This is a genomic window from Streptomyces sp. NRRL WC-3549 (assembly GCF_000721935.1).
Classification (GTDB): domain Bacteria; phylum Actinomycetota; class Actinomycetes; order Streptomycetales; family Streptomycetaceae; genus Streptomyces.
The window spans coordinates 1-5258 of sequence record NZ_KL585389.1 but is presented as its reverse complement, the minus strand read 5'-3'; the positions used below and the strand labels follow the sequence as shown (position 1 = coordinate 5258).

Below are 5258 nucleotides of genomic sequence, written 5' to 3'. Positions count from 1 at the left end.
CCGCCATCAAGAACGCACGGGAGATGGCCCTCCTGCCGTACTCCGGTACCAGCCGCTGACCTCCGTTCCGGCGGCACCCGGCACCGCGTCCGCACCGGGCCCGCCGCCCGGGAACGGACGAGCGGGGGCAGGGCGGATCAGGAGGGGCGCCGACGCGGTGTCCGCGTCGGCGCCCCTCCGTCCGCGCACGCCTCGGCGGAGGAGGCATAGAGGCCGCTCGGCCTGGACAGCATGGATACGACAATCACAATCACATCCAATCAGTCCGCCCCTCCCCGCGGCAGCACCGACCGGCGCCACCAGCAGTAGAGAGCTGCCGCTCACCCAGCTGAAAGGTAAGTGCCGCTGTTGGCTGCCCCCTTGTACCTGGATCCCAAGGTCGAGCCACCTCTGACATCCCTCCTGGACTCACCCCCGTTCCTGCACGGCCTCGTGGACGGGCTCGGGTCACCGCTCAACGTGGTGCTTCCGGACCGGGTCGCCGAGAACGTCTCACGCTTCCGGTCCGTGTACCGCCGCCACCATCTCGAGGGTGAGATCTGCTTCGCTCACAAGGCGAACAGATCGAGTGCGCTGGTACGCCGGCTGGCCACCACCGACGCGGCCGTGGACGTCGCCTCGCTCGACGAGCTGCAACACGCGCTGGCCTGCGGATTCACCCCGGACCGCATCGGTGCGACCGGACCCAAGGAACCGGAGTTCCTCTGGCTGGCGGCCCGCGTCGGGGCGACGGTGAACGTCGACGGACGCGGCGAACTGGAAGAACTCGCGGGCCTGGTACGCAGGTACGGCCTGCCCCGGGCGCAAGTGCTGCTGCGGCTCTCGGACTTCACCGGTTCGGGGGTGAAGGTACAAAGCCGACGCAGCCGCTTCGGTTCGCCGGCGTCGGAGCTGACCGGCCTGCTGGACGCCTCCGCCCGCCATCTCGACGCGCTGGAGGTCACCGGTGTGTCCTACCACCTCGACACCACCAGCCTTGAGGAGAAGGCCCTCGCGCTGGAGGGCTGCGTCCGGGCCATGGACGAGTGCCGGGCCCGGGGGATGCGCCCCCGCGTCATCGACATCGGTGGCGGCTTCGGGGTCGGCTACCTCGCGGACGGCGCCCAGTGGGAGCGCTACACGACACAGCTCACCCTGGCGGCCATGGGCCGGCGCGAGTCGCTGGCCTGGCGCGACCACACCTACGGGCTCAGCAGCGAGAAGGGCACCGTCCGCGGGGCGTTGGAGCTCTACCCCTCCCACCGCCCGGTCGCCGGCGCCGGATACCTGGACGAACTCCTGCGCAGCCCCGCCCCCACCCTCGGGCGCCCCCTGGCCACTCTGCTCCTCGAGAACCTCTACGACCTGTGCGTCGAACCGGGACGGGCCCTGGTGGACCAGTGCGGGGTGACCTTGGCCCGGGTCCTGGAGGTGCGCGGCGAGCCGGACGGCACCCATGTGGTCCGGCTGGCGATGAACGCCGACGACTGCGCCCTGGAGGAGCACGGCATCCTCCTGGATCCGGTACTCCTCCGCCGCGACCGGCGGCAGGAGGGGACCGTCGCCCCCTCGGGCCCGGTCGGCGTCTACCTCCACGGAAACCTGTGCCTCGAATCCGATCTCATCACACGCCGGCTGGTCTTCCTTCCCGGCCTTCCGGCCCCGGGCGACCTTCTGGCCTTTCCCAACACCGCCGGATACTGCATGGATTTCAACGCCCATCACGCCCAGCGACGACCCATGGCCCGCAAGGTGGCAGCTTTCCAGGACACCGACGGCTGGCAGTGGCGTCTCGACGACCAGTACTGGCCGATACATTCTGCGGGGACTGCGCATGAGGTATGACAGCATCATCGACACCGTCGGCAACACGCCTTTGGTCCGTATATCCCCTCATGTCCACGGCCTGCAGAACATCGAACTCTACGCAAAACTCGAGTTCTGCAATCCCTTCGGCTCGCTGAAGGACCGCGCGGCCTGGAACATGGTCCGGCCCGGCCTGCAGTCGGCGGTCGAAGAGGGAAGCCAGATCATCGAACTGTCCAGCGGGAACACGGCGAAGGCCCTCGCCGCCATCGCCGGTATGCACGGACTCGGCTTCAAGAGCGTCACCAACCGGATGAAGATCCCGGAGATAAAGGAACTCCTCCTCCTGCTGGGCGCCGAGATCGAGGAGCTGCCGGGGCAGACCGAATGCCTTGACCCGACGAACGCGGAAGACCCGCTGACCCTCTTCCACCGCAGTCTCAACGAGCCCGGAAGCACCTACCTGCACACCGACCAGTACTACAACGCCCGCAACGCGGAGGCCCACGAATCCGGCACCGGCCCGGAGATCGTGGCCGACCTCGACGGCCACGCACCGGACTGGTTCATCTCCGGTGTCGGAACCGCCGGCTCCTCCACCGGCGTCGCGCGGGCGTTACGCGAACACAACCCCAAGGTCTCGGTGGTGGGCCTCGTCGCGGAGAAATCCGACTTCATTCCCGGGATCAGGAACATCGACGAGGTGCAGGAGGTGGGGATTTTCGACCCCACCACATACGACACCATCGAGAAGGTGAATTCCGACGAGGCCATCGACGGAATGCTGAAGCTCATCCGGCAGTGCGGCATACTGGCCGGCCCGACGGGTGGAGCGGCCTTTTTCGGAGCGATACGGCACCTCCGGGAGATAGGCCCGCAACTCACCCAGCCGGCGACGGCCGTCTTCATCGTGTGCGACCGCGTCGAGAGTTACCTGAGTTACATAAGGAAGCGCCGCCCCGAACTCCTCGGACAGCGGGCTCCGAGCAACTCGCCGACAGGACTGACCCCCGAGGAGATCGGCGAGGCCCCCTCCCTCGGAGTCGCGGACGCCCGACGGTGGATCGCCGAGGAGAGACCCGTCATCGTGGACATGCGCAGCCCGTACGCCTACGCGGCTCTGCACATCGAGGGCTCGATCAACATCGTCGACGAGCTGTTCGAGGATCTCGTACGGGGCGGGCTGCCGTTCAGCAAGGCGCAGCCGGTACTGCTCGCGTGTCCCGTCGGCGAGAAGTCCCTGACCTACGCGGCACTGCTGAGGCGCATGGGCCACCCGGACGTGCGCAGCCTCGCCGGCGGGATCATCGCCTGGCGCGACGCGGGCGCACCGCTGGTGAGGGAGTGATTCCCGTGGAGCACGCGTCCACCGGCATGACGGCAGAGGCTCTGGCTCCCTGGCACGCCACCCTGCGCGCGCAGTTCCCCATCGTCACCTCCCACCCCGGGCTGGCCTACCTGGACAGTGCGGCGACCGCGCAGAAGCCGCGGGCGGTCCTGGACGCGGTCCAGGAGTACCTCACCACCTCCAACGCGAACGCGGGGCGCGGGACCTACCCCTGGGCCAACAGGACGACGGCGCTGGTCGAGGAGGTCGGGAAGCGGGTGAAGGCGTTCCTGGCCGACCCGGACCCGGACACCTCCGAAGTGCATTTCGTCAGCGGCACCACGGAGGGGCTGCGCCGGGTCGCCCTGGACTGGCTCACGCACGAGCTGGACGACGGGGACGAGATCATCGTGCCCTTCGCCGACCACGAGGCCAACGTCACGCCGTGGCAGGAGGCGGTCGCGGTCCTGGCCCGGCAGGGCACCCGCGTCACCGTCCGGGAGATGCCCTACCAGAGCGCTTCCGGCGACTACGACGTGGCACGGCTCGCCGGACTCGTCACCCCCCGTACCCGGTTCGTGGCGGTCACGCACGTACATCACGTCTACGGCGGGGACATGAACGTGCACCGGGTCCGCCAGGCGGTGGGGCCGGACGTGGTGATCTGCCTGGACGCGGCCCAGAGCGTCGGCCACCTGCCGGTCTCCATGCGGGCGCTGGACGTCGACTTCGCCGTCTTCTCGGGACACAAGGCCATGGCGCTGCCCGGGTCAGGAGCCGTCTGGTCCCGCGGTGCGAGGGGCGCGCCGTTCGTTCCGAGCGGCTGGAGCGGCACACCGAACACCGTGGGCATCGTCAGCCTCGGGGCCGCTCTGGACTGGCTCGAACGGGCCGGCCCGCAACAGATCGAACGGTGGACCGTCGGCCTGGCCGCCCGGCTGACCGACGGCTTGAGCACGCTGCCGGCGTACGAAGTGGTCGGATGCCAGCTGAGCCTGGCGCAGGACTCCCCGGTGCAGCAGCGGCACGGCATCGTGACGTTCAGGCACCGGGGCATCGACGCAGTCGACCTCGGGTTCATCCTCTTCAGCCATGGATTCATGGTCCGGGCGGACGGTCTCTGCCAGGGCCGGGCAGGTGAATCCCGCAGTTCCGTGCGGGTCAGTCTGCACGTCTACAACAGCCGCGAAGAGGTAGACCGGTTGCTGGAGGTACTCGCCGACCTCAGCTAGCGCAGATGACATTCGTTTTCACCTGTAGATTCGGGGGCTACCAAGCGGAACCGAGACGGTAGAGGTGGTACAGGAAGATGAGCGTGAGCATGCCGACGGCCGAGCTGTGGGTGGAGCGCTGGGAACGGCAGCAGCAGCGGTACGCCTTCGACCGGGAAGAACGCTTCACCGTGGTCGCGGACGTCGTGGAGCACGTGACCATGGGTCATGACAGCCCCCGCGTCCTGGACCTGGGGTGCGGCCCCGGGTCACTGCCCGCACGGTTGATCAAGCGCCTGCCCACGGCCGAGATCGTCGCCGTCGACATGGATCCGCTGCTCCTGGCACTCGCCCGCACCCGCCACTCCCGCGCCGCCCGGTACGTCGAGGCCGTGATCGGCGAGGACGGCTGGACGGGCGCCCTGGGGCTGCGGCGGCCGGTCGACGCCGTCGTTTCCACGACCGCGCTCCACTACCTCCCCGAAGGCGTGCTGAGGCGCACCTATGCCGAACTGACCGGGCTGCTGCGGCCCGGCGGGGTGCTGATCAACGCGGACCACCTGCCGCTGGAGGGCGAGGGTTTCGTCGAGATCGCCGAGTACGTCGGGACGCGCCGGGCCGAGCGCCAGCACGCCTTCGACCACGAGGACTGGGAGACGTGGTGGTCGGCCGTGGAGAAGGAACCGGAACTGACGGGGCTGTGCGCGGAACGCCGTAAACGGCGTTCCGCGCACGCCGGTCGCCCCGTCACGCTCGGCCGGCACATCGAGTTGCTGGCCGAGGCGGGCTTCGGGCCCGCCAACCCGGTCTGGCAGGTGGGCAACAGCTACGTCCTCGTCGCCGTTCGGCGGTAGAGGAGGGCACCCCCGAGGGCGGCCGGCCTTCCGCGTGCGGCGCGACCGCGCCGAGATCCCGGCCGCACCGGCAGCCGCGCG

General features: G+C 69.3%; 4 protein-coding genes. All 4 read left to right on the top strand.

What is annotated here, in order from left to right; all coding sequences use genetic code 11:
* Positions 1 to 348 precede the first annotated feature (348 nt).
* The 4 genes from IH13_RS0107290 (at position 349) to IH13_RS0107275 (ending at position 5177) form a co-directional block, all read left to right on the top strand.
* Positions 349 to 1824 carry a Y4yA family PLP-dependent enzyme gene (locus IH13_RS0107290; protein ID WP_082317535.1) on the top strand — a complete coding sequence of 492 codons (1476 nt, stop codon included), beginning with the start codon at positions 349 to 351 and terminating at the stop codon, positions 1822 to 1824.
* Positions 1814 to 3133 (top strand): pyridoxal-phosphate dependent enzyme, encoded by a 1320-nt coding sequence (locus IH13_RS0107285; RefSeq protein ID WP_031082111.1) that lies wholly within the window; start codon positions 1814 to 1816, stop codon positions 3131 to 3133. Before IH13_RS0107290 ends, IH13_RS0107285 begins: the two co-directional genes overlap by 11 nt.
* Positions 3134 to 3159: 26 nt before the next feature.
* On the top strand, positions 3160 to 4344 hold the full coding sequence (locus IH13_RS0107280) for an aminotransferase class V-fold PLP-dependent enzyme (protein ID WP_031082110.1): 1185 nt from the start codon (positions 3160 to 3162) through the stop codon (positions 4342 to 4344).
* 77 nt (positions 4345 to 4421) lie between these two features.
* Positions 4422 to 5177 carry a class I SAM-dependent methyltransferase gene (locus tag IH13_RS0107275; protein ID WP_031082109.1) on the top strand — a complete coding sequence of 252 codons (756 nt, stop codon included), beginning with the start codon at positions 4422 to 4424 and terminating at the stop codon, positions 5175 to 5177.
* Positions 5178 to 5258: the final 81 nt, after the last annotated feature.